Source organism: Aestuariibaculum suncheonense (assembly GCF_014596935.1).
GTDB classification, from domain to species: domain Bacteria; phylum Bacteroidota; class Bacteroidia; order Flavobacteriales; family Flavobacteriaceae; genus Aestuariibaculum; species Aestuariibaculum suncheonense.
The window spans coordinates 1-22,933 of sequence record NZ_JACVXC010000008.1; the positions used below are offsets into that span (position 1 = coordinate 1).

Genomic DNA, 22,933 nt, shown 5'->3' on the forward strand with positions numbered 1-22,933 from the left:
GTCATCCTGAACTCGTTTCAGGATCCAGTTACTTTTTTTAGCGATGAAAATCGACGTAGGAGATTCATGAACACCTTTAACTTGAGATATAGATTAGTGAATAAAAAAGTAAATCCATTTGTTTAAACAGCAACAGCAAACTACGACTTAACGCCTCACGCCTCACGATTCACAACAATCAAATACACATACCTAACCAGTAGAGCAATAAGCAAAGGAATTAACCCAACGGTAAAGACTTGTACACCAATCATCCAATGCAGGGTAAGCAGGCAGAGTAAAATCACCAAAAGTTTTAAATACTTCACAAACCAGGTACTGACTTTAGGTTTCAATAACTGACCGATGACAAACAGATTTAAAGGAAAAGCCCAAAGTAAATTGTAATTTTGATGCGTTCCTGTATGATCCGTAGCAAACCAAAGCAGTAAAAGAAGAACACCTAGTATCCCAGTCACAGAAAACAAAATAACATCTAGCCACTGACTTCTTCTGTTGTTTCTATAATCTTTATAAGTAATGTATAAGATGACAAGCGCTATCATGCCAAAAACAAACAACGGACTGGTGAAAAAGTGTGTCGCAGCTGGGGTATCAATCTTGTTGTAGATAACGCTACTGTCTTTCACCAAAGGTTTGTTATTTACGGTGGCTACTTCAAAAAAGCGATAGATGTTTTCGGGTAAAAACATATGGTCTTCAGCAGGTGCCACACGGTCTATTATAGATCCCAAAGCGACATTTATACCAAAACTACCCCAGGAATTAGCGCTTAGATTATTATTGATTAGGGTTCGGAAGGTCGCATCTTTAAAATCGGCTGGTTTGTTAAAAACAATACCGTTACCCACCGCAATATTGGTAACATCTTTGATTTTGGTCGCACAGTTATCGTAAAAGAAATCGTAAAGATAACGTCGGTTGGCGGGCTTAATATTGTTTCTAAGGTAATCGAAGAGCTTTTGTTTTTCGGTAGCATCTAAGTTTAAAACCTGAGCTTTTATGCTGCGGTTTTGAGAGATATAGGCATTATAGAAATCTTCATAATAATTCATGCCGCATAAATAATGCAACCGTCCCTGAGCAAACTTCAGATAGAAATTAGGGGTGTTAAAATCATAAATACCATAGTTGAAAACCAGGTCAATACCTTTTACAGGGTCTTTTACGCGAAATCCGCTATGGCCAAAAGAATCGTTTAAAGAGGTGCCCGGACCTATAGTTAATACACTGATTTCGGCACGTTCAGATAATAATTGAGATTGTGAAAAACTCAGCTGACTTAAAGTGAAAACGATAAGGGAAAAAAGAAAATGTTTCATCAATGTATTCTTATTTATAGAATGATACGGGCTTACCTAAAGATACTAAAATCGAGTTTTAATGAAAATACATTCGAATATAAAGCCACACTTTGGTCTCCAATGTCTGTAAAAGCATAATCCACCTGAATGCCGTTGTATTTAAAACCAACCCCAAAACTCGCCTGAAAGCTTAACTGTTCGGTATTGTCGATTTGTAATTCATTTTGAAAATTACCCACACCACCACGTAAATACACCATATCAATATAACCAAACTCAAACCCTAAAGCGGGATTGATACTGGCGAAAGATGAGGAGATAATATCGTTATTTTCTTCGAATCGTACATTTAAATTCGCGGCTGCCAATAGGGTGTAGTCGTAATGAAAGGTGAATAACTTCGAGACTCCTAGTTGTAATTTAGGAATGGTAATTTCAGTAGTCTCCGGAAGCTCTTGATTCTGACCGGCAACGGCGTCCTGGATTTTTTTAAATTCGTCTTCGTCAATAGCCCAGGCGTTAAATGTGGTGGTGATATCACGGGCCATCAATCCGAATTTCCAGTTGTTATCGGTTTCAAACTGAATACCGGCATCAAAACCAAAGCCCCATGAGGAGGCAAAATCGCCGATAATTCTGCGAATCACTTTTGCATTAACACCGTAGTTTAAACCCTCAACAGGCAAGGCGCGGGCATAAGAAAAGCTTAAAGCGTAATCGGCAGTTGAAAACAAACTAATGCGATCGTAATTAATATTCCCTTGCTCGTCTATCAATTGTGTGGTGTTTAATATATCATCTACAGCAAAGCGAATTAATGAGATGGCAAAGGCACTTCGGTCATCTAAAGGCTTGGCAAAGGCGGCATAATCGTAATTGGCGATATTGGCAAAATAGCTGGAGTGCATCAAAGCCATTTGGTTATCTTCAAGATGTAATAATCCGGCTGGATTCCAGTAGCCTGAATTTACATCTGCCGAATGTGAGGTTACGGCATTGCTCATACCTAAAGCTGCTGCGTCAACACCTATATTCATAAACTCGTTAGAATATTTTCTAACCGTCTGGCTGAAGATGGTTGCCGTAATAAAACAAAGCAGGACAGTAAGGGATGTTCTCAACCGCAATTTTTTTTACAAAGATGCATATTATTTATAATCTTTTAAAACTTGAAAATGGAATAGATATTGTTTTAGACGAAAATTGTTTGCTATTTTTACCGAAATAAAATGCCTGTTATGAAGAAACACATCCCCAATGCTTTAACCCTTCTTAATTTATTCTGCGGAAGTATTGCTGTTATTTATGCTGTGAACGATAACTTTTCGTCGGCAGCCTTATTTGTGTTTTTAGGGATTTTCTTCGACTTTTTCGATGGGTTTGCGGCCAGAAAATTGGGAGTTTCAAGCGAATTGGGTTTGCAGCTGGATTCTTTAGCCGATATGGTTACCAGTGGGGTAGTGCCGGGTATCGTCATGTATAAGATGCTGGAATTAACTCAGGAAAAATCGGTGGTCATGCAGGTCATCAACGAATGGAATTCTGATATCGAGTTGTCTGGTTTTAAATTATCGGCGCTGCCGCTCATAGGTTTGTGCATCACCTTGGCATCGGCATATCGTCTGGCTAAGTTTAATTTGGATGATGAGCAGAAAACCTATTTTAAAGGTTTGCCAACACCGGCAAATACACTTTTAATTGTGTCCTTACCGCTTATTCTGGAATTTCAGAATAGCGATGCTATAAACAGCATTATTATCAATAAATGGTTTTTAATAGGATTAACGGCAGTAAGTTGTTATTTACTGAATGCTAATATCAAGTTATTCGCATTAAAATTTAAAGACTTCAGTTTTAAAGCAAATGGTCTGCGCTATACCTTTATTGCGCTTTGTGTGGTATTGCTTATTGTATTGCAATATGCAGCCATTCCGTTAATCATTCTAACATATATCCTGTTGTCTTTATGGGACAACGCAACTTCAAAATAATTTTCTAAAACACAGAACAACGTTTTATGGCCTCAGGTTTTTTCGCATTATTAGATGATATCGCTGCATTGATGGATGATGTAGTGGTAATGAGTAAGATTACAACAAAAAAAACAGCAGGGATATTAGGTGATGACCTGGCTGTTAATGCTGAAAAAGCGATAGGCTTTGTATCGTCAAGAGAATTACCCGTATTATGGGCAATCACCAAAGGATCGTTTTTAAATAAGTTGATTATTTTACCTATTGCCTTTTTATTGAGTGCATTTGTGCCTTGGGCGGTGACCTTAGTATTGATTGCCGGGGGAGTTTATCTGGCTTATGAAGGGGTTGAAAAAGTCATGGAATATGTTTTTCCGCATAAACATCAGGTGGAAGTCGTAAGTCATGAAGCGCTATCGCCGGAAGAACAGTTGATAGCAGAGCAGAAAAAGGTGAAATCGGCCATATTTACGGATTTTATCTTGTCGGTGGAAATTGTGATTATTGCCTTGGGAACGGTTTTAGGAAAGCCCTTGCTGTTTCAGGTATTGGTAGTGTCTATTGTGGCAATTATTGCAACTGTTGGGGTTTATGGTATTGTGGCCTTAATTGTGAGAATGGATGATATGGGCTTTGCATTAATTCAGAAAAGTGGCGACCAGAAAGGAATGGTGTTTAACATAGGAAATGTTTTAGTTAAAGCGCTGCCAGTCGTAATTAAGAGTCTGTCGGTGATTGGAACCATTGCTTTGCTTTTAGTAGCAGGTGGGATATTTACACATAATATTGAAGCCTTGCATCACTTTGCAGAATCGATTCCCGGATTTATAAAGGATTTTATTATTGGAATTCTTGTTGGACTACTCGCTTTGCTAATGGTGAAAGTATTCAGTATGATGTTTAAAAAATAGAATGGCATAAAAAAAGCGACTTAGTCTAAAAGGTCGCTTTTTGTCAATCTGAACTGGTTTCAGATTCTTTATGTTGTTAAGAATAAAAGTCTCGTTATTCTGAAATAAATTTGAATAACAGAATGTATTAATCTCTGATTTTCTTTTTACGTAACTCGAAATTCTGACCCAGATACACTTTGCGTACCATCTCATCACTTGCTAATTCTTCCGGTTCTCCGGCTTTAAGAATACTACCTTCAAACATCAGGTAGGTTCTGTCGGTAATGGCTAAGGTTTCCTGAACGTTGTGATCGGTGATTAAAATACCGATATTCTTTTTGGTTAACTGCGCCACAATACGTTGAATATCCTCAACCGCCACCGGGTCAACACCTGCAAAAGGTTCATCCAGTAAAATGAAACTCGGGTCGGTAGCCAGAGCACGGGCAATCTCGGTACGACGACGCTCGCCTCCGGATAATAAATCACCGCGGTTTTTGCGAATATGTCCTAAACCAAACTCCTCGATAAGTGATTCCATTTTGTGCAGTTGTTCTTTTTTGCTCAGTTTGGTCAGCTGCAATACACTTAAAATATTGTCTTCAATACTCAGTTTTCTAAACACCGAAGCTTCCTGTGCCAGATACCCGATACCGTTTTGAGCACGTTTGTACATCGGGAACTGGGTGATTTCGGTATTGTCTAAAAAGATATGGCCGCCGTTTGGTTTTATAAGACCAACAATCATATAGAATGAGGTGGTTTTACCAGCACCGTTAGGTCCCAGTAATCCAACAATTTCTCCTTGATGTACTTCAAGAGAAACGTCTTTAACAACTTTTCGTCCGTTATAGGACTTCATTAAATGTTCGGCTTTTAAAATCATATGCTCAACTCACCAAGTGAGAATTTAATATTCAGATGGATCTGAAATGTTAAATGGTATTTCAGTTTAAAACGCTAAAAATAGAAAAATACTATAAATACGGTCTGTTATTTTGTTACAAATGGGTTATGCTTTCGAATCGTCTTGTGCTTCTAAGGCATCCCAGAACTCATAGGCACGACGCAAATGCGGGATCACAATGGTACCACCAACCAGGGTAGCAATACTTAAAGCTTCAACCACTTCAGCTTTGGTTAATCCTTCTTTGTAGCTGGTTTCTAAATGGTATTTCACACAATCGTCACAGCGTAACACCGCTGAGGCCACAAGACCTAATAACTCTTTGGTTTTAACATCTAAGGCGCCTTCCGCGTAAGCGTTGGTATCTAAATTGAAAATACGTTTGATAACTTTATTGTTATCAGATAAAATTTTATCGTTCATTTTAGAACGGTAATCATTAAATTCAGAAACGATATCAGACATTTTTTTTAGTTATAATGTTATTTTTTATTTAATATGCTCATTTCTACATTTTAGGCTTCACAATATCTTGTCATCCTGAATATGTCATACTCCACTGTCATTCCGCGCTTGATGCGGAATCCATTTCAGGTCAGACGTGCATATCACAACTCACAACCCACAACTGATAACCGACAACGCCTCACACTTCACACTTCACGACTCACGTTCCCCAACTCACTGTCATTCCGTACCTGATGTGGAATCCATGTTTAGGTCAGACGTACATATCACACCCGACAACCCACAACTGATAACCGACAACCGACAACGCCTCACGCTCCTCGCCTCACGCCTCACGTTCCCCAACTCACTGTCATTCCGCACTTGATGCGGAATCCATTTCAGGTCAGAGGTACATATCACACCCGACAACCCACAACTGATAACCGACAACGGACAACACTTTACACCTCACGACTCACGCCTCACGTTCCCAACTCACTGTCATTCCGCACCTGATGCGGAATCCATTTTAACTCAGATATACATATCACAACCGACAACCGACAACCGACAACCGACAACCGACAACCGACAACCGACAACGCCTCACGTCTTATTTCCTAACCGCCTCCGATGCTAATTTTTGGTTCCTCACCACAAGCTTGGAAATGTAAATACTCGCTTGATACAGTATTAAAATCGGAATCGCCACAATCACCTGACTCGCAATATCCGGAGGGGTAATAACCGCCGATAGGATTAACACGATAACCAAAGCAAACTTCCTGTATTTCTTTAATATTTCCGGGGTTACCAGACCTATTTTGGTTAAAAAGTAAATAACGATGGGTAACTCAAAAATTAATCCTGATGCTAATACCGATGAGCGCACCAAACCAATATAAGAACTGATGTCGATTTGGTTTTCAACCACATCTGAAATACTATAATTAGCTAGGAAATTAATCGATAAAGGGGTGATGATGTAATAACCGAATAATGTTCCCAAAAAGAACAGTAGTGAGCAAATGATAATAAAGCCACGTGAATGTTTGCGCTCGTTTTCATGTAGCCCCGGGCTTACAAATTTCCAAAGCTGATAAATGGTATACGGAAAAGAGATGATGAATCCGGCCAAAATAGCAGTCCAGATATCGGCAGAAAACTGTCCGGCCATGGTTCTACTTTGAATCATCATCGGGATTTCATCATTACAAAACGACGTTTCTACACCAATAAGCCTGCCCATATTACATAAGAATTCGTAGGTAGGGAAGCTCATGTTAAGCGGAGCAAAAATAATATCCTCAAAAATGAAGCGACTAAATGTAAAAGCCAGTACGGCAATAATCATGATGCCGGCACAAATACGAATAAGATGCCAGCGTAAATCTTCAAGATGGTCTAAAAAAGACATCTCATTAATACTTTTCTTTTCCTTTTTAGCCATTATATAATGCCTTCTTTTATTAAATCGTGAATATGAACCACACCAGCGTAAAGCCCGTGGTCTTCAACTAGAATCTGGGAAATTTCGTTGGCTTCCATAATTTCTAAAGCATCAATCGCCATGGCACTGGCTTCAATGCGTTTTGGGTTGCTGCTCATAATATCTTTGGCGGTCAGGTTCGCAAAACTATCTACTTTAGTCAGCATGCGACGTAAGTCACCGTCGGTAATGATACCGATGATTTTACCCTGTTCAACCACGGCAGTAACACCTAACATGTTTTCGGTGATTTCAATAATTACATCTTTAATGTTGGTTGAGGCTTCAACCTTTGGTTTTTTGTTAACCGATGAGATGTCCTGAACTCGTAAGTACAGTTTTTTACCTAAAGCTCCACCAGGATGGAATTTAGCAAAGTCGTTGCTGGTAAAACCACGCATTTCTAACAAACAAACCGTTAAGGCATCACCAATAACCAATTGTGCCGTGGTACTGGTGGTTGGTGCTAGGTTGTTCGGACAAACTTCCTTTTCAACATAAGCGTTTAAAATATAATCGGCATGTTGGCCAAGAAACGAGTCTTTATTTCCGGTAATGGCAATCATTTTATTGTTAACGCGCTTAATAAGCGGCACAAGTACTTTTATTTCCGGAGTATTTCCGCTCTTAGAAATACAAATAACCACGTCGTCTTTTAAGATGAGTCCTAAGTCGCCATGAATGGCATCGGCAGCATGCATAAAAACGGCAGGTGTACCGGTGGAATTTAATGAGGCGACTATTTTACTGGCAATAATGGCACTTTTTCCAATACCTGTTATAATAACACGACCTTTTGAATGGTATATAAGCTCTACGGCTTCGGCAAAATCAGAATCGACAAGATTCGATAAATTTAAAATAGCTTGACTTTCAGCTTCAATGGTTTCTTTGGCTATTTTAAGAATTGAATGTTTGTTATTCAAAATTTATGAAATTTTTTAGTTGATGCTTTTGAAGAAATTCTTAACTTTAAATGTAAATAAAATTTAATTTTATAGTAATTTCGATTTTCGTTACAAAGCTAACGAAAAAAACACGAGGGTTTCTTAATGCACTATTAAAAAGTCAATTCAAAATTTGAGTTTGATAGGGGCATGGTATAATTAATTAAAATAAATTTTAAAGTTTTCTGATTGATGGAAAAGAGTGACTTGCATTCTGCGCTAAAAAAATATTTTGGGTTTAGTAAATTCAAGGGACTTCAGGAAGATGTTGTAGAAAGTATATTATCGGGCAACAACACATTTGTGATTATGCCCACCGGAGGCGGTAAATCGTTATGTTATCAGCTCCCGGCATTAATGCAGGAGGGTACGGCTATCGTGGTCTCGCCTTTAATTGCCTTAATGAAAAACCAAGTAGACGCCATTCGTGGCGTTTCTAATGAGGAAGGTATCGCACACGTGCTGAATTCTTCGTTAAACAAAACAGAAATTAAACGGGTTAAAGAGGACATTGTTAACGGGGTAACCAAATTACTTTACGTGGCTCCCGAATCCTTAACCAAAGAAGAGAATGTAGAGTTTTTACGTTCGGTTACAATTTCGTTCATGGCCATAGATGAAGCCCACTGTATTAGTGAGTGGGGGCATGACTTCAGACCGGAATACCGTAACTTAAGACATATCATTTCTCGCATAGGGGATAATATTCCGATTATCGGACTCACCGCAACGGCGACGCCGAAGGTTCAGGAAGATATTATTAAAAACTTAGGGATTACTGGGGCAAAAACGTTTAAAGCCTCCTTTAACCGTCCTAATTTATATTACGAGGTACGCCCAAAGACCAAGAATGTCGATGGCGATATCATTCGTTTTATCAAACAAAATGCTGGTAAATCGGGTATTGTATATTGTTTAAGCAGAAAGCGCGTGGAAGAGCTGGCGCAGGTATTACAGGTTAACGGCATCAACGCCGTACCATACCATGCCGGGTTAGATGCTAAATCGCGTTCCAGTTTTCAGGATAAATTCCTTATGGAAGAGGTCGATGTGGTCGTAGCAACCATCGCTTTTGGTATGGGAATTGACAAGCCGGATGTGCGTTTTGTAATTCACCACGATATTCCTAAAAGTATCGAAAGTTATTATCAGGAAACCGGCCGTGCCGGACGTGATGGAGGTGAAGGACACTGTTTAGCCTACTATTCTTATAAGGATATTGAAAAGTTAGAAAAATTCATGTCGGGGAAACCGGTGGCTGAACAGGAAATCGGGCATGCCTTATTACAGGAAGTGGTCGCTTTCGCGGAAACGTCAATCTCACGTCGTAAATTCATCTTGCATTATTTCGGAGAAGAGTTCGATAACGAAACCGGTGAAGGTGGTGATATGGATGATAATGTACGTCACCCTAAAAAGAAACATGAAGCTCAGGACGATGTGGTGGTGCTATTGGAAACCATTGCTAAAACGAACGAAAAATATAAGTCTAAAGATTTGGTTCAGGTAATTATCGGTAAAGAAAACGCCTTAATAAATTCACATAAAACAAACGAACAGCCGTTTTTTGGTAAAGGAAAAGACAAAGACAAAAAGTATTGGATGGCCTTGTTGCGCCAGGTCTTAGTCGCTGGTATGTTGAGGAAGGATATCGAAACCTACGGGGTAATCAAACTCACGGAAAGTGGTAAAGCCTTTTTACAGACTCCGGAATCCTTTATGATGACTGAAGATCATGAGTTTGATAGCAGTCAGGATGACGGTGTGGTTGTGTCCGCAGCTAAAGCACAGGCTGCCGTGGCTGATGCCTTACTCATGGATATGCTTAAAGACTTGCGTAAAAAGAACGCGAAGAAATTGGGCGTGCCGCCGTTCGTTATTTTCCAGGATCCCTCTTTAGAGGATATGGCGTTAAAATACCCGATAAACTTAACTGAGTTGGGCAATGTGCATGGCGTAGGTGAAGGGAAAGCTAAAAAATATGGTAAAGACTTTGTGGAGTTGATTGCCAGATATGTCGAAGAACATGATATCATTCGTCCGGATGATTTGGTAGTGAAAACCACCGGAACCAATTCGGCAAATAAATTATACATCATCCAGAATATTGATAGAAAACTGCCACTTGACGATATTGCTTCGGCCAAAGGTTTGGCAATGGATGAGTTTATCAAGGAAATGGAAGCCATTGTATATTCGGGGACCAAACTAAATATCGATTATTGGATTGACGATATTTTAGATGAAGATCAGCAGGAAGAACTGCACGATTACTTCATGGATTCTACCACAGATAATATTGCTACAGCCATTGAAGAATTTGATGGCGATTACGACGATGAAGAATTGCGTTTATACCGTATTAAATTCATCAGTGAAGTAGCGAATTAATTGTTATTCTTTTTATTGAACTATTTTATTTTAAGTTTCAGAGATATAGAAGTTTAGTTAAACTTATTTTCTTTGAAACTTAATTTTTTAAGGAATATCTTCAATTTTATAACATTAAAATGAGACTAAAAAGATTTTTAAAATTATCATTCTTTATTATTACAATTAATGTCAATTCACAATCATTAATTGAAACTATTTTTTATCAGATGAAAATTTCTGATTTGAATGAGTTTAGCAAAAGGAATTTGATTGAAAGCGGTAAAATATTTAATGTAAAAGAAAAAATATATACTGATGAATCTCAAATACCAGAGAATGAAAAAAATGAATTTCATAGAGAATTTGAAATTGAAAGCTTCTTACCAAAATCAGGATTTTTAAGTTTTAATGAAAATTTCATTAGAGCTGATGGTGGGAGTCATTATGATTTATGTTATTGGAATACCTCAAAAGACTATAAATTGGTAGCGTTTAGATATTTTGAATTTGGTTCAGAATCATACGACGAATTGGAGTTTTTTATTCTAAAGAATAATAAAATTGTCGAAATTGATAGCAAAAATATTCTACCAAAACTTGAATTAGAAGATTTAGTAGATATTAAAGCTATTGAAAAAGATGGTTTGGACAAAGTTGAGCTCCTAAGGATTTTTCAAAAAGTAACAGAATTGGAATTTATATTACCTAAAAAAGGTAAAAATATAATTGTAGATTCATTTGAAAAAGATGTTGAATTAAATGGACAAGAGTTTGACTCTTTTCAAAAATTCAGAAAATACTTTAAGAAAAATATAGTTCTAATCTGGAATGATGGATATTTCGAACTTGATAAATAAAATGTGATTTAATAAAGTGTGTGAAAATTACTATTTTGTACTAATCAGGGATATTTGTTTTCTAGTATTTGATTTTTCGTTAATCTTAGAAATAAGTTAGGGCTATAGCTAAGATATAGTTAAGATATAGTATGGATATAGTATGAAATATACATTTAGTAAGATAGGAGCTTTTATAAAAGTATAATATTGAGACCGCTTAATTGTCAAATGACAATTAATTAAGTACCTTTGCGCTTTCTTAAAAATTAGAACCATGCAAGACGGATTATACGCAAAATTCAATACAACAAAAGGAGAAATTCTTGTGGCTTTAGAATACAAAAAAACACCTGGAACCGTAGGTAACTTTGTGGCTTTAGCAGAAGGAAATTTAGAGAATAAAGTAAAACCTCAGGGTACACCGTACTACAACGGATTAAAATTCCATCGAGTAATTCCTGACTTTATGATTCAGGGAGGATGTCCTCAGGGAACAGGTTCAGGTAATCCTGGGTATCAGTTTGATGATGAGTTTCACCCGGAGTTAAAACACGACGGTCCTGGAGTATTATCTATGGCTAACGCAGGTCCTGGAACCAACGGAAGTCAGTTCTTCATCACACACGTTGAAACGCCTTGGTTAGATAATAACCATACCGTGTTTGGTAAAGTGGTAGAGGGTCAGGATGTGGTTGATGCCATTGCTCAGGGTGATGTTATCGAATCTTTAGAGATTGTTAGAGTAGGTGCTGATGCTGAAGCTTATAATGCTGTTGAGGCATTCAGAACATTCGAAGGTTCTAGAGAGAAGCGTTTAGCTGAAGAAAAAGCAGCTATCGAAGCGGAATTAGATAAATTAGCTGCTGGTTTCGAGAAAACGGAAAGCGGTTTACGTTACCAGATCATACAAAAAGGAACTGGTGTAAAAGCTACAAAAGGTAAAAACGTATCTGTACACTACAAAGGGCAATTAGCTGATGGTACCGTTTTTGATTCGTCTTACAAACGTAACCAGCCTATCGATTTTCCGGTAGGAATGGGGCAGGTAATCTCTGGATGGGATGAAGGTATTCAGTTGTTAAATGTTGGTGATAAAGCACGTTTTGTAATTCCTAGTCATTTAGGTTACGGAAGCAGAGGTGCTGGTGGTGTAATTCCTCCAAACGCAACTTTAGTTTTCGACGTAGAATTAATGAACGTAAAATAAGAGATTCCTCTTTTTTATAATATCTAAAAGCACTTCATTTTTGAAGTGCTTTTTTTATATTTACTCAATTCGAGTTATTGATAGCTCTTGAAACGGAACTTAATTTAAAAAGCTTTGGAATGATACGATCTGTAAACTTTGGCGATGCACAGCAAATTTTAAATATTTATAACTACTACGTTATTAATACAGATGTCACGTTTGATTTGACGCCTATGTCGTTAAAAGCATTTCAGGAAAAGATGCATAGTATCACCAAAGGGTATCCATTTATCGTTTACGAAGAAGATAATGAGATTTTAGGCTATGCTTACGCCGGAAAATTCAGAGAACGTCCGGCTTATAATGCGACCTTAGAATCTACGGTTTATGTGAAACATAACCAGCATGGGAAAAAAATAGGGTCTTTACTTTATGCCGAATTGATTTCGCAATTAAAACAAACCGATTGTCGTGTGGTTTTAGGCGTTTTAACGCTTCCAAATGATGCGAGTGTGAAGCTGCATGAAAAATTTGGTTTTGAAAAAGTAGGGCACTTAAAAGAGGTCGGCTTTAAATTCAATACCTGGCTCGATGTTGGTATTTTTGAGTTGAAACTCGTTTAGAGTTTCCACTTGATATTACAGCCAATACTTGGTTTTTGTACTTGTGTGTTTTCTTTCCCCTCAATTAAACAATCTAAGGCATGCGATAAATCAGAGCCGGTTACCGGAAGTCCGTTACCAGGTCTGGAATCATCCAGTTGGCCGCGATAAGTAAGTTTTAAGTCCTTATCAAAAACATATAAATCAGGTGTACAGGCTGCATCGTAAGCTTTCGCGACTTCTTGAGTTTCATCATATAAATACGGAAACGGATAACCTTCGGCTTTAGCGTGAACCTTCATTTTGTCAGGACCATCTTGCGGATAGTTAACAACGTCGTTACTGGAAATGGCAATAAAAGCAATACCTTTTTCCGCGTAAGCGTTAGCTATTGAAACCAAAGTGTTATTTACATGAATCACAAACGGACAATGGTTACAGATGAACATGACTACGGTGCCATTTTCTCCTTTAGCACGCTCTAAACTGACCATGGAATCGCTTACAGTATCTGGAAGTGTGAAAAGAGGTGCTTTTGTGCCTAACGGAAGCATATTTGAAGGGGTATTTGCCATAACTTAAACTTTTTTCAAAGTTCGTAATTATTTATATTTTTGAGAAATGGACAAAACAATAACTTTCGAAGATTTTTCGAAAACAGACTTACGTGTCGGGACAATTATTGAAGTGAATGATTTTCCAAAGGCCAGAAAACCAGCTTATCAGTTAACTATCGATTTTGGGGAATTAGGCATTAAAAAAACGTCGGCTCAGGTCACAACACTTTATCAAAAAGAAGATTTATTGCATAAACAAATTGTGGCAGTTGTAAACTTTCCGAAGAAACAAATCGCCAATTTTATGAGCGAATGTCTGATTTTAGGTGCTGTTAATGGGAAAAATGTGATTTTACTTAACCCGGAACATCAGGTTAAGAATGGTAGTGTAGTAAGCTAAAAAAAAACCGTTAAGAACACTTAACGGTTTTTTTAGTTCGCTATTTAAATATCGTCGAAATCGATATCTGTAAAACTTTCTGTAGTTTGGTGTAATTCACCATTTTCACTGGCTTCTACGGTATCGTATTCTTTTTTGAAGTCTTTTTGATGACGTTCGCTAATTACCTCGTCGCCTCTTTCATTAACAATGAAATCGGTCATTTCGTTTAGAATTTCTTTAAACTCGGCAAAATCTTCTTTGTAAATATAGATTTTATGCTTCTTGTAGTGGAAAGACCCATCGTCATTGGTGAACTTTTTACTTTCAGTAATTGTCAAGTAATAATCATCTGCTTTTGTCGATCTCACATCAAAAAAATAGGTACGTCTTCCTGCTCTTAATACCTTAGAAAAAATCTCCTCTTTCTCCATCATGTCATTATTGCTCATAGTTGTTAATAGAAATTATTTAAATATTCTTTCAGTACCAAAAATCTAAAAAAAAGAGTTATTAACCAACATTTTATAAGATTTCTTTTTAAAATCTCAGTTTTTGTTGCATTTTATTAAAACAAAGTTGATGTATGTTGTTGATTATTAAATGTTTAATTTGTTAAGAAGCAGCAGTTTCGCTTAACTGTTTCAAATAAAGGTGTTTGTAATAGCCGTCAACATTAATAAGGGAGTCATGTGTACCTTGCTGAACTATTTTACCATCATCTAAAACAATAATCTTATCGGCATTTTTTGCTGAAGACACACGGTGACTCACAATCACAGAGGTTTTATTTGCTGTGATTTTATTCAGGGTTTTTAAGATTTTTTCTTCGGTTTCGGTATCGACAGCTGATAAACAGTCGTCGAACAATAATATTTTTGGCGCTTTAATTATGGCACGCGCAATAGATACACGTTGTTTTTGTCCACCAGACAAGGTAATACCTCGTTCGCCTAAAACCGTATCATAGCCGTTATTGAATTTTACGATGTTTTTATGCACCTGTGCATTTTTAGCAGCCTCGATAACTTCCTCGTCGGTAGCGTTTTCTTTTCCGAATTTAATGTTGTTCTTTATAGTATCAGAAAACAAAAAGGCATCCTGAGGCACATAGCCAATACTGTCTCTTAAATCGGATAGGTTGTGCTTTTCTATTGACAGATTATTGATGGTAATGACGCCTTGATCTATATCATACAGTCGACCAATTAAATCTAAAATGGTAGATTTTCCAGATCCGGTTTTCCCTAAAATGGCCAAGGTTTCTCCGTTTTTAATTTCGAAACTCACGCCTTTTAGCGCTTGAATGTTCGTGTCGTCGTAAGTGAATGTTACATCTTTAAATACAATATCACCGGTGACTTCAGTATGTTTGTCAACATCATTTTTTATTTCTGGTTCGATTTTTAAGAATTCATTAATGCGTTTTTGAGAAGCTTCAGCTTGCTGTACAATAGATGTTACCCATCCTACTGTCGCTACAGGCCAAGTAAGCATGTTTACGTAAATGATAAACTCAGCGATAGTTCCCAAACTTTCTATTTCTCCGTTAATGTATTGCATACCTCCAATGTAAATAACAAGTAAGTTACTGGTACCGATAAGTAAAATCATCATCGGAAAAAACCAGGCCTCCACTTTAGCTAGATTCACTTGTTTGTTTTTGCTTTCTTCAGCTAAAGTTTCAAAATTAGCTGAGGTTTGTGGTTCTATGCCGTAAGCTTTAATCACTGAAATACCGCTAAATGATTCCTGAGTATAAGTCGATAATTTCGATAAATATTGCTGTACAATAGTACTGCGGTTATGAATTTCTTTACTTAATTTATAGATAGCTACCGACAGAATAGGTAAAGGGATAACCGTATACATGGTTAACAACGGCGCTTGATTGTACATGTAAATGATGGCAATTATAAAAAGTGTGATGGTATTGATACTGTACATAATCGCTGGACCTGCATACATACGTACACGTCCAACATCTTCACTTATGCGATTCATTAAGTCCCCTGTTCGGTTTTTCTTATAAAAATTTAGTGATAGCTTTTGGTATTGTGCGTAGACTTCATTTTTTAAATCGTATTCAATATATCGCGAGATATTAATAATATACTGACGCATGAAAAAGGTGAGTATGGCTCCAATAATGGCTGCGCCAATAATGTAGATGATGATTTCGATTAGTTCACTTTTTATGACCTTTTCGGTAATTTTACCATCCAGATAATTTTCCACAACGATGAAAATTTTTCTAACATAACGCGGTGTATAGAGCAAAAAGATACGGGCAATAATGGTGATTAAAATCCCAAGAATAAGCTTCGTTTTATATTTTAAGAAGTATTTATTTAAGTGTTGTAATTCTTTCATTGAAATTGATAATCTGCTATGAAGATGTATTTGATATACTAACACGCAAATATACAGCAATAAAACAACAAAAGAGAAGTGAAGCCATATGCCTTGTGTTAAATATAGATTAAAGTTAAGGCTTTTATAAAATCAAGAAGCTTCCCGCAGAGCGCATTAGCAGCCATTCAAAGGTGATTTGTAAATGAAATAATGAAGAATTAAACGAAAATATGAAGTGACTTTTTTAAAATAGTATTATTTTTGCAGCCTGAAACCATATTTTTTCGGCTAAAATAAATTTAAGTTCCTTGTTATTATGTTAAACAGAAGACATATACGTGTAAAAGTAATGCAAACCCTTTATGCCTTTAAAGGAGGCGAAAGCGATGATTTTAGTAAAGATCAAAAGTTTTTACTGTTTAGCATAGACAATATGTACAACTTGTACTTATTAATGATTTCCTTACTTCTTGAAGTACAAAAGCGCGCCGAAAGCGACCTGGTTAAAAAGCAAAACAAATACTTAGCAACTAAAGAGGATAAAGATCCTAACCGAAAGTTTGTAAATAACGAGGTGTTAAATCTGCTTCAGGAAAATTATCAGTTAAAAAATCAGTTAGAAGTTCATAACATCAACAACTGGCAGTTAGATGATGAGTATGTTGAAGTTATTTTTAAAGCAATTACATCGAGTGAATTGTATGAAGAATACATGAAAACTCGTGTGTCTGACTTTAAAGAGGACAAGGAGTTTATTGTAGATGTTTTTAAAGATATTATTGCTCCTAACGAAAAACTTTATGAATATTTAGAAGATAAAAACCTAACGTGGTTAGACGATCTTCCAACAGTAAACACGACTATTTTAAAGTTATTGCGCAAGGTGAAGCCATCGTCTGCAGAAACGCATTTTACACCTAAATTATATAAAGATTTAGACGATAAGCAGTTTGCAATCGACTTATTTAAAAAGACCTTATTAAACCGTACAGCGGTTAATAAGGAAATTGAAGACAAGACACAAAACTGGGATTCTGATCGTATAGCCAATATCGATTACGTATTACTTCAAATGGCTATAAGTGAGATTAAGCATTTCACCTCTATACCTGTAAAAGTAACCATTAACGAGTACTTAGAAATCGCAAAAGAATATTCTACTCCCAAAAGTAGTGTCTTCATAAACGGTATTCTTGATAAATTGGTTAAAGAATATGAAGAAGCCGGTAAACTAAATAAAATAGGGCGTGGTTTAATGTAAGTTTCCAAATTAGTGGAGCTTTCATTTCGTCTATTTAATTCTCGATGAGTAATAAAAATAGTGTTAACGGATTAACAAAAGTTTTTAATCGTATAAATAATTTCTATTTTTACGACATTAATACTAAATAAATTTTACAATGAAAAAATTAATATTAGGATTAAGTGCATTAAGCTTAATAGCATTTACATCTTGCAAAGAAAACGCTGCTAAAAAAATAGAAGAGGCTAATGTAATTGCTGCGGCAGAAAGAGATGCAGTAGCGTCTAAATTTCCAAAAATTGAGTTTAACGAAACGGAGCATGATTTTGGTGAAATAGAAAAAGGAACGCCTGTAGAAACAACCTTTAAATATAAAAACGTAGGTGATGCACCTTTAGTAATTACCGATATTAAAAGTTCTTGCGGATGTACTGTACCTAAAGATTGGAGCAGAGAGCCGTTAGCGCCAGGAGAAAGTGCAGAGTTCTCTGTGAAGTTTAATGGTAGTGGAGCGAACAAAGTGTCAAAAACGATTACAGTAACAGCAAATACAGAGAAAGGTTCTGAGATTGTAAAAATTACAGCCTTTGTAAAACCAGACGCTGCTGAGTAATTAAAAAGTAACCAAGCTGTGTAGACAGCAAATTAAATACATAAAATAATGGGAGAAGGAATCGGTCAATTTTTACCGTTTTTACTAATGTTTGCGGTGGTATATTTCTTTATGATTGCACCACAAATGAAAAAGGCTAAGAAAGAGAAGAAATTCGCTGCAGAATTAAAAAAAGGCGATAGAGTCATTACCAAAAGCGGTATGCACGGTAAAATTTTAGAACTTAACGATAAAGACGGAAGTTGTGTTATTGAAACATTATCTGGTAAAGTTAAGTTTGAGCTTTCTGCTATTTCAATGGACTTAAGTGCAAAACTAAATGCTGGAGAAACTAAAAAGTAATTCGTTACTTAAAACTTATACTATAAAAGGCTTTCCGTGAAGGGAAGCCTTTATTGTTTGTTTAATATTCTGGACTAGGGTAGGGTAAATTCTTACGAAGGTGTCTTGTTTACAGAAAGCTTAATGTAAGTGTTTAACAAAATCCCAGATCTATGAAAGTCGTTCCAGTATTACTTTTTTTAATGGTTATTAACTTAGGTTGTTTTTATAATTTTAAATATGATGAAGCACATGAAACCGATTATAATGTTGTAGCTTCATCGTCTGATATCTTCTTTCTTCAGGTTTTAAAGAAGAAGAAATTGCCGGGTCTAGCCAATAAAAGCAAATCTTAGGTCTATAGATTCAACATGTTTAATTTGTCAAATAGCCTTGAAATAGCAGTGCATTAAAATTTTTTTTAATTTTTTTCCTTTCTGTTTATCTGAATTTTTATAGAGTAGATTTTATAAGCAAAATCTATTTTACATAATCTTTGTTAAGTGTTATGGTTACACGTTGTAGAGGGGATTTTTATTTGTAAGAAATCATTCGAAAAACACGCAAAATATCTGTCTCAAATTAACAGCTGTTAACAGCATCTTAGCCTTGTCTTAACGACTTCGATTTGCGTAAAGCCTTGTGTTTTCGTATATTTGCAGTATGGAAAAAGGGATTCATGAAATACAAAACAACAGAATTTTTAATTTTAACTTTCTAGTTTTTAGAAACCAGTCCGATAAGTTTATTCCTCCGAGCACTTCCAATTAAGTATTCTATTCGTAAGACGTTTTTGTCTTACCCGAACACGTTATCGCCTGTAAATATTTAAGTTTTTCAAGTATTTATAGCTTTAATTAATTCTAACATGATAATTGCGCTCCTAAGTATAAGGTGTGCTCAAAACATATATCTGTTAATGACTATTAAAACTTTTGATGCCTTTTCGAGGCTGTCAATTATTGATATCAATCGAATAACTAATTTTTTGTATCGCTATTCAGGAGAATTCAGAGATACAAAAAGTGCTATAAAGAAATCTATTCTGTATGCCGCCAAAGAAATTCCCGGATTGGGAGGTTATGTGTTTGTTATAGAACAACATAACGAGATTATTGGTGCAACGGTAGTAAACCGTACGGGTATGAACGAGTATATTCCCGAGAATATTCTGGTTTATATTGCCGTAAAAGAAGGGTACAGAGATAAGGGTATTGGAAGCGAATTAATTAAGTATACAAAAACGTATTGCGATGGCGATATTTCAATTCATATAAATAAAGATAATCCGGTAATTAAATTATTCGAAAAGCAAGGGTTTAAACCTCGAAACATAGAAATGCGACTGGTTAGAGACTAAGTTTTATTAATTACAAACAAACAACGACAGATGAAAATTTTATATATCAAAAGAGAAACGAAATACGAAAAGCGCCATACAGTTAAAATGGGTGAGTTAACGACCAAGGTAACTTACATCAAAAAATACTTATTAGGCCTGCCTATTGCAACGCTTCACAAATATCGTGAGACTTATTATGGTGAAGTTAAAGATTGTAACGACTGCATGCTTTTTGTTTAACATTCTATCATAACATATTAAATATAAATAACTAATGGCTTTAAGTAGTTGCTGTAACTGGCTTCTACCGAAGCGTTATGTCTAATCACTAAACAAAAAATAAGTAAACAAACAACACATGAAAGTACTAGTAATTGGAGCAGGTAACATGGGATTAACCTATGCTGAAGGGATGTCTAAATCCAAACTGTTAAAAAAGAAAAACATTATGGTTTTAGATAAGTCTGAAGAGAAGCTTGAAGAGCTTCATCAAATTTCACACTTCGATGCCTTTAGCGAACTTAAAGATTGTGTGCCAGAGGCCGACATTATCTTTATAGCCGTTAAGCCATACCATGCCGAAGGCGTGTTTAAAGCCATTAAGCCGCTTGTAAATTCGCAGCAAATACTTGTTTCCATTATGGCAGGTGTGACTATCGCATCTATAGAAGACATTACAGGCTTAACAAAAATTGTTAGAGCCATGCCAAATTTACCGGCACAAATAGGTAAAGGATTAACATCGTATGTTATTTCTCAAGACGTTTCAAGAATTGAAATGTTAACCGTAGAGAGTTTATTAGATACCACTGGAAAATCTATTCAGGTAAGCAACGAGCAATTTATCGATGCTTCTACAGGTATTTCGGGTAGTGGTCCCGCTTATGTTTTCTACTTTATGCAAAGTATGATGGAAGCAGCCATGCAAATGGGCTTTTCAAAAGAAGATTCAACCATTTTGGTAAGACAAACCTTTACAGGAGCTGTCGAGCTCTTCAATCAATCCAACTTATCACCTAATTCATGGATGGAACGTGTGGCTTCAAAAGGCGGAACAACACGAGCAGCATTAGACTCGATGGAAGACAATAATGTAAATGAATTAATTAAAGATGCTGCATTTGCTGCTTTTAACAGAGCTGTAGAATTAGGTAAAGAATATTAAAATGTACAAGGAAAAAATAGTAATAAAGGTCGGGACAAACGTCATGACCAACAGAGATAATAAAATTGTTAGACCCGTACTTAAAGAGTTAGTGAGACAAATAGCAGAGCTTTACGAACGCGACATTATGACCATTCTGGTATCATCAGGGTCGGTAATCGCAGGTAAGGAAGTACTGGGGAAATCGCAAATTGAAAACAAAACACAAAAACGTCAGGTGTATTCGGCCATCGGGCAACCTCGAATGATGCGCTTGTATTATAACATTTTTCATGATTACGGAATGAAATGTGCGCAGGTATTACCTACTAAACGTGATTTTAGTCCGGGGGTACACCGCCAGAATATGATTAATTGTGTGGAAGGACTCCTGTCTGAAGGTGTAATACCTATTGCGAATGAGGATGATGCCGTTTCGGTAACCATGTCGATGTTTTCCGATAACGATGAGCTGGCCAGTTTAATTGCACAATTAGTTAATGCCGATAAGTTGATTATCCTAACCGATATTGACGGATTGTATACCGGTCACCCCGATCTGGAGAGTAGTAATTTAATAGAAAACGTCAATCCAGACGAAAACTTAGATAAATATATAAAAGACAGCAATAAAAGTGAAGGAGAAGGTCGTGGAGGCATGGGCTCGAAATTAGATTATGCGCAGCAAGCCGCCTCGAAAAATATCCCAACCTATATTGCGAATGGTAAAAACAATAATACCATTATAGATATTATAGAAGGCAACTTTGTGGGAACCAAAGTGTCTCTATAAACAAAACAAAAACAGACAGATGAAATTATTATCAGAAGATAAAAAGAATGATGTATTAGTAAGTATGGCCAAGCTCATTAAAGTCAACGCCCATACTATACTGGAAGCGAATAAAAAAGATATAGATGCCTTTAACAAAGAAGATCAGGCCATGTACGACCGTTTAGTTTTAAATGAAAAGAAAATTGACGGTATGATTCAGGCTATTGAAGAGGTGCATGTGCAAGCCGATCCGGTAGGGAAGGTTATTGAAAGCAAAACTTTAGAAACTGGCTTGGAAATTATTAATAAAACAGCACCATTCGGAACGATTATGATTATTTATGAATCACGTCCCGATGTGACCGTAGAGGCAACCGTTTTAGCGTTTAAAGCCAACAATAAAATCCTTTTAAAAGGAGGTAAAGAAGCCATTCACAGTAACAAAGCTATTGTAGAGCTTTGGCATCAGGCTTTAGCTGAAAATGATTTAAACACGGATTATATTCAGTTGTTAACCATGAACCGTGAGGAAACGCAGGAGTTTTTAAAGAATCCTAGTGAGCCCTTAGATTTAATTGTACCTCGTGGAGGCGAGCGTTTAATTAAGTTTGTTAAAGATCACGCTAAGTGTGCAGTATTAGTCAGCGGACGTGGGAATAACTTCCTGTATGTCGATACCGAAAGTAACTGGCAACAGGTTATTAAAGTGATTTTGAATGCCAAGACTCATAAAATTTCGGCTTGTAATGCTTTAGATAAAATAGTGGTGAATAAAAACATTGCTGATTATGAAGCTAAACTAAAGGATTTAAACGCTGTATTGAAGTCTAATGGTGTATCTGTATTAGTCGATGCCGAAACGCACAAGGTATTAAATGAAGATACCTTGATTCAAAATGAATCGGTTTGGTATGAAGAGTTTCTGGAGATGAAATGTCTTATAGGAACAGTGGATTCTTTGGAGGAGGCTATTCGTCAAATCAATATCTATTCCGGAGGGCATTCCGCAACCATTATGACCACAAATACTGCTACCGCACAACAGTTCATGGAACAGGTAGATTGTGCAGCAGTGTACCATAATGCATCAACAAGATTCACCGATGGTGGACAATTAGGAGCGGGTGCAGAGCTCGCTATTAGTACCGATAAATTACATCACCGTGGTCCATTAGGACTTAAAGAACTGGTGACCAATAAATATTATGTATATGGCGATGGTCATGTAAGAGTATAAT

At 36.5% G+C, this 22,933-nt stretch carries 25 protein-coding genes; 16 read left to right on the forward strand and 9 right to left on the reverse strand.

Annotated elements, in window-relative coordinates; genetic code table 11:
- Positions 1-155 precede the first annotated feature (155 nt).
- Together ICJ84_RS15560 and ICJ84_RS15565 are read right to left on the reverse strand one after the other, a co-directional pair.
- Positions 156-1,322 carry a lipoprotein N-acyltransferase Lnb domain-containing protein gene (locus ICJ84_RS15560; protein WP_188217345.1) on the reverse strand — a complete coding sequence of 389 codons (1,167 nt, stop codon included), beginning with the start codon at positions 1,320-1,322 and terminating at the stop codon, positions 156-158.
- A 32-nt stretch (positions 1,323-1,354) separates the two neighbouring features.
- Entirely contained in the window at positions 1,355-2,425 is a 1,071-nt protein-coding gene (locus tag ICJ84_RS15565; RefSeq protein WP_455423514.1) for a putative type IX sorting system protein PorV2, read from the reverse strand.
- 117 nt (positions 2,426-2,542) lie between these two features.
- Between ICJ84_RS15565 and ICJ84_RS15570 the strand changes: the two genes are divergently transcribed.
- Together ICJ84_RS15570 and ICJ84_RS15575 are read left to right on the forward strand one after the other, a co-directional pair.
- Positions 2,543-3,295: a CDP-alcohol phosphatidyltransferase family protein gene (locus ICJ84_RS15570; protein ID WP_188217346.1), complete on the forward strand. Its 753-nt coding sequence runs from the start codon at positions 2,543-2,545 to the stop codon at positions 3,293-3,295.
- A 26-nt stretch (positions 3,296-3,321) separates the two neighbouring features.
- On the forward strand, positions 3,322-4,188 hold the full coding sequence (locus tag ICJ84_RS15575; protein WP_188217347.1) for a DUF808 domain-containing protein: 867 nt from the start codon (positions 3,322-3,324) through the stop codon (positions 4,186-4,188).
- A gap of 127 nt (positions 4,189-4,315) precedes the next feature.
- Here the strand turns inward: ICJ84_RS15575 and lptB are convergent, their stop codons facing one another.
- From lptB to ICJ84_RS15595, 4 genes are all read right to left on the reverse strand, one after another.
- On the reverse strand, positions 4,316-5,056 hold the full coding sequence (gene lptB, locus ICJ84_RS15580) for an LPS export ABC transporter ATP-binding protein (RefSeq protein WP_188217348.1): 741 nt from the start codon (positions 5,054-5,056) through the stop codon (positions 4,316-4,318).
- Between the two features lie 126 nt (positions 5,057-5,182).
- Positions 5,183-5,542, reverse strand: a complete 360-nt coding sequence (locus tag ICJ84_RS15585; RefSeq protein WP_188217349.1) for a carboxymuconolactone decarboxylase family protein — start codon at positions 5,540-5,542, stop codon at positions 5,183-5,185.
- Positions 5,543-6,140: 598 nt separating this feature from the next.
- The gene (tatC, locus tag ICJ84_RS15590; protein ID WP_188217350.1) at positions 6,141-6,977 is read right to left on the reverse strand and encodes a twin-arginine translocase subunit TatC; all 837 of its coding nucleotides are present in this window, start codon (positions 6,975-6,977) and stop codon (positions 6,141-6,143) included.
- Positions 6,977-7,942: a KpsF/GutQ family sugar-phosphate isomerase gene (locus ICJ84_RS15595; RefSeq protein WP_188217351.1), complete on the reverse strand. Its 966-nt coding sequence runs from the start codon at positions 7,940-7,942 to the stop codon at positions 6,977-6,979. Before ICJ84_RS15595 ends, tatC begins: the two co-directional genes overlap by 1 nt.
- A gap of 213 nt (positions 7,943-8,155) precedes the next feature.
- On the opposite strand from ICJ84_RS15595, the gene ICJ84_RS15600 reads away from it, so the two are divergent.
- The 4 genes from ICJ84_RS15600 to ICJ84_RS15615 all read left to right on the forward strand — a co-directional run bounded on the left by ICJ84_RS15600 (position 8,156) and on the right by ICJ84_RS15615 (position 12,987).
- Complete coding sequence (locus ICJ84_RS15600) at positions 8,156-10,354, forward strand: RecQ family ATP-dependent DNA helicase (RefSeq protein ID WP_188217352.1); 2,199 nt, start codon at positions 8,156-8,158, stop codon at positions 10,352-10,354.
- A gap of 209 nt (positions 10,355-10,563) precedes the next feature.
- The gene (locus ICJ84_RS15605; protein WP_206688710.1) at positions 10,564-11,193 is read left to right on the forward strand and encodes a hypothetical protein; all 630 of its coding nucleotides are present in this window, start codon (positions 10,564-10,566) and stop codon (positions 11,191-11,193) included.
- A gap of 256 nt (positions 11,194-11,449) precedes the next feature.
- On the forward strand, positions 11,450-12,382 hold the full coding sequence (locus ICJ84_RS15610; protein WP_188217354.1) for a peptidylprolyl isomerase: 933 nt from the start codon (positions 11,450-11,452) through the stop codon (positions 12,380-12,382).
- Between the two features lie 119 nt (positions 12,383-12,501).
- On the forward strand, positions 12,502-12,987 hold the full coding sequence (locus tag ICJ84_RS15615; protein WP_188217355.1) for a GNAT family N-acetyltransferase: 486 nt from the start codon (positions 12,502-12,504) through the stop codon (positions 12,985-12,987).
- On the opposite strand, the gene ICJ84_RS15620 is transcribed toward ICJ84_RS15615, so the two are convergent.
- Positions 12,984-13,541 carry a thioredoxin family protein gene (locus tag ICJ84_RS15620; protein ID WP_188217356.1) on the reverse strand — a complete coding sequence of 186 codons (558 nt, stop codon included), beginning with the start codon at positions 13,539-13,541 and terminating at the stop codon, positions 12,984-12,986. The two genes, ICJ84_RS15615 and ICJ84_RS15620, sit on opposite strands and share 4 nt — an antisense overlap.
- A 46-nt stretch (positions 13,542-13,587) precedes the next feature.
- Here ICJ84_RS15620 and ICJ84_RS15625 point away from each other — a divergent pair, with 46 nt between their 5' ends.
- Positions 13,588-13,923, forward strand: coding sequence for a tRNA-binding protein (locus ICJ84_RS15625; protein ID WP_188217357.1), 336 nt, complete (start codon positions 13,588-13,590; stop codon positions 13,921-13,923).
- Positions 13,924-13,967: 44 nt separating this feature from the next.
- On the opposite strand, the gene ICJ84_RS15630 is transcribed toward ICJ84_RS15625, so the two are convergent.
- Both ICJ84_RS15630 and ICJ84_RS15635 read right to left on the reverse strand, forming a co-directional pair.
- Positions 13,968-14,354: a PUR family DNA/RNA-binding protein gene (locus ICJ84_RS15630; RefSeq protein ID WP_188217358.1), complete on the reverse strand. Its 387-nt coding sequence runs from the start codon at positions 14,352-14,354 to the stop codon at positions 13,968-13,970.
- A gap of 163 nt (positions 14,355-14,517) precedes the next feature.
- Positions 14,518-16,275, reverse strand: a complete 1,758-nt coding sequence (locus ICJ84_RS15635; RefSeq protein ID WP_188217359.1) for an ABC transporter ATP-binding protein — start codon at positions 16,273-16,275, stop codon at positions 14,518-14,520.
- A 298-nt stretch (positions 16,276-16,573) separates the two neighbouring features.
- Here ICJ84_RS15635 and nusB point away from each other — a divergent pair, with 298 nt between their 5' ends.
- From nusB to ICJ84_RS15680, 9 genes are all read left to right on the forward strand, one after another.
- Positions 16,574-17,518 (forward strand): transcription antitermination factor NusB, encoded by a 945-nt coding sequence (gene nusB, locus ICJ84_RS15640; RefSeq protein WP_241748774.1) that lies wholly within the window; start codon positions 16,574-16,576, stop codon positions 17,516-17,518.
- Between the two features lie 139 nt (positions 17,519-17,657).
- Positions 17,658-18,113 carry a DUF1573 domain-containing protein gene (locus ICJ84_RS15645; protein ID WP_188217360.1) on the forward strand — a complete coding sequence of 152 codons (456 nt, stop codon included), beginning with the start codon at positions 17,658-17,660 and terminating at the stop codon, positions 18,111-18,113.
- A gap of 48 nt (positions 18,114-18,161) precedes the next feature.
- Complete coding sequence (gene yajC, locus ICJ84_RS15650; RefSeq protein WP_188217361.1) at positions 18,162-18,455, forward strand: preprotein translocase subunit YajC; 294 nt, start codon at positions 18,162-18,164, stop codon at positions 18,453-18,455.
- 152 nt (positions 18,456-18,607) lie between these two features.
- Positions 18,608-18,790 carry a hypothetical protein gene (locus ICJ84_RS15655; protein ID WP_188217362.1) on the forward strand — a complete coding sequence of 61 codons (183 nt, stop codon included), beginning with the start codon at positions 18,608-18,610 and terminating at the stop codon, positions 18,788-18,790.
- Between the two features lie 563 nt (positions 18,791-19,353).
- On the forward strand, positions 19,354-19,794 hold the full coding sequence (locus ICJ84_RS15660) for a GNAT family N-acetyltransferase (protein WP_188217363.1): 441 nt from the start codon (positions 19,354-19,356) through the stop codon (positions 19,792-19,794).
- A 30-nt stretch (positions 19,795-19,824) separates the two neighbouring features.
- Positions 19,825-20,016: a hypothetical protein gene (locus tag ICJ84_RS15665; protein WP_188217364.1), complete on the forward strand. Its 192-nt coding sequence runs from the start codon at positions 19,825-19,827 to the stop codon at positions 20,014-20,016.
- 118 nt (positions 20,017-20,134) lie between these two features.
- Entirely contained in the window at positions 20,135-20,941 is an 807-nt protein-coding gene (gene proC, locus ICJ84_RS15670; protein ID WP_188217365.1) for a pyrroline-5-carboxylate reductase, read from the forward strand.
- A 1-nt stretch (position 20,942) separates the two neighbouring features.
- Positions 20,943-21,713 (forward strand): glutamate 5-kinase, encoded by a 771-nt coding sequence (proB, locus tag ICJ84_RS15675; protein ID WP_188217366.1) that lies wholly within the window; start codon positions 20,943-20,945, stop codon positions 21,711-21,713.
- Positions 21,688-22,932: a glutamate-5-semialdehyde dehydrogenase gene (locus ICJ84_RS15680; RefSeq protein ID WP_262891583.1), complete on the forward strand. Its 1,245-nt coding sequence runs from the start codon at positions 21,688-21,690 to the stop codon at positions 22,930-22,932. The genes proB and ICJ84_RS15680 overlap by 26 nt, the downstream gene beginning before the upstream one ends.
- The last annotated feature ends 1 nt before the right edge of the window (position 22,933 follow it).

Coding starts and splice junctions, on each gene's coding strand:
- tatC (WP_188217350.1), bottom strand. CDS start 6,977: ATGGCTAAAAAGGAAAAGAAAAGTATTAATGAGATGTCTTTTTTAGAC.
- ICJ84_RS15625 (WP_188217357.1), top strand. CDS start 13,588: ATGGACAAAACAATAACTTTCGAAGATTTTTCGAAAACAGACTTACGT.
- ICJ84_RS15635 (WP_188217359.1), bottom strand. CDS start 16,275: ATGAAAGAATTACAACACTTAAATAAATACTTCTTAAAATATAAAACG.
- ICJ84_RS15610 (WP_188217354.1), top strand. CDS start 11,450: ATGCAAGACGGATTATACGCAAAATTCAATACAACAAAAGGAGAAATT.
- ICJ84_RS15615 (WP_188217355.1), top strand. CDS start 12,502: ATGATACGATCTGTAAACTTTGGCGATGCACAGCAAATTTTAAATATT.
- ICJ84_RS15630 (WP_188217358.1), bottom strand. CDS start 14,354: ATGAGCAATAATGACATGATGGAGAAAGAGGAGATTTTTTCTAAGGTA.
- ICJ84_RS15600 (WP_188217352.1), top strand. CDS start 8,156: ATGGAAAAGAGTGACTTGCATTCTGCGCTAAAAAAATATTTTGGGTTT.
- ICJ84_RS15560 (WP_188217345.1), bottom strand. CDS start 1,322: ATGAAACATTTTCTTTTTTCCCTTATCGTTTTCACTTTAAGTCAGCTG.
- nusB (WP_241748774.1), top strand. CDS start 16,574: ATGTTAAACAGAAGACATATACGTGTAAAAGTAATGCAAACCCTTTAT.
- ICJ84_RS15605 (WP_206688710.1), top strand. CDS start 10,564: ATGAAAATTTCTGATTTGAATGAGTTTAGCAAAAGGAATTTGATTGAA.
- ICJ84_RS15660 (WP_188217363.1), top strand. CDS start 19,354: ATGACTATTAAAACTTTTGATGCCTTTTCGAGGCTGTCAATTATTGAT.
- yajC (WP_188217361.1), top strand. CDS start 18,162: ATGGGAGAAGGAATCGGTCAATTTTTACCGTTTTTACTAATGTTTGCG.
- ICJ84_RS15575 (WP_188217347.1), top strand. CDS start 3,322: ATGGCCTCAGGTTTTTTCGCATTATTAGATGATATCGCTGCATTGATG.
- ICJ84_RS15620 (WP_188217356.1), bottom strand. CDS start 13,541: ATGGCAAATACCCCTTCAAATATGCTTCCGTTAGGCACAAAAGCACCT.
- proB (WP_188217366.1), top strand. CDS start 20,943: ATGTACAAGGAAAAAATAGTAATAAAGGTCGGGACAAACGTCATGACC.
- proC (WP_188217365.1), top strand. CDS start 20,135: ATGAAAGTACTAGTAATTGGAGCAGGTAACATGGGATTAACCTATGCT.
- ICJ84_RS15665 (WP_188217364.1), top strand. CDS start 19,825: ATGAAAATTTTATATATCAAAAGAGAAACGAAATACGAAAAGCGCCAT.
- ICJ84_RS15585 (WP_188217349.1), bottom strand. CDS start 5,542: ATGTCTGATATCGTTTCTGAATTTAATGATTACCGTTCTAAAATGAAC.
- ICJ84_RS15655 (WP_188217362.1), top strand. CDS start 18,608: ATGAAAGTCGTTCCAGTATTACTTTTTTTAATGGTTATTAACTTAGGT.
- lptB (WP_188217348.1), bottom strand. CDS start 5,056: ATGATTTTAAAAGCCGAACATTTAATGAAGTCCTATAACGGACGAAAA.
- ICJ84_RS15645 (WP_188217360.1), top strand. CDS start 17,658: ATGAAAAAATTAATATTAGGATTAAGTGCATTAAGCTTAATAGCATTT.
- ICJ84_RS15570 (WP_188217346.1), top strand. CDS start 2,543: ATGAAGAAACACATCCCCAATGCTTTAACCCTTCTTAATTTATTCTGC.